This is a genomic window from Staphylococcus sp. 231237_7MaSpsaltlick (assembly GCF_043107035.1).
Genome location: NZ_JBICNX010000347.1, coordinates 1 through 478, shown reverse-complemented (window position 1 = coordinate 478; position 478 = coordinate 1). Strand labels below are relative to the sequence as shown.

Sequence of the window (478 nt, the reverse complement as noted above, 5' to 3'; positions counted from 1 at the left end):
CTATTAATACAAGAATATAATTTTTTTTATATGCTATGAATTTATTACAAAAACCAAAGCTAGGGCATTGGGATTTGTCAGAACTCGTCGACGAGAGAAAAAACAGTATCAAAAATTATTTAAGATATTTGCATGATGATGTCAAAAAGTTTGAAAATAACCGCGTATTACTTAATGATAATATTTCTACACAAAAATTTTCGGAAATGTTAATACAATTAGAGAAGATTTCAGAGAGGTTAAATATGGTAACAGGTTTTGCACATTTGCAATATTCATCCAATACTTCTTCTAATGAGTATTCTGCATTAGTTACTGAAATGGAATTATTAGGTACTGAAATTTCTAATAAATTAATCTTTTTTGATATATGGTTCAAAAATATTCTAAAAGAAACAGATGCAAATAGAATAATCCAAACCATCAGTCCAGTTTATAAACACTCTCTTACCCATAAAAGAATTTTAAGCAAATATAC

1 protein-coding gene is annotated in these 478 nt (G+C 26.8%); it reads left to right on the top strand.

From position 1 onward, the window contains the following. Nucleotides 1-74: 74 nt before the first annotated feature. Nucleotides 75-478, top strand: a 404-nt coding sequence (locus ACF91D_RS31825; protein ID WP_392438708.1) for a hypothetical protein, incomplete at its 3' end; no start/stop codon positions are given.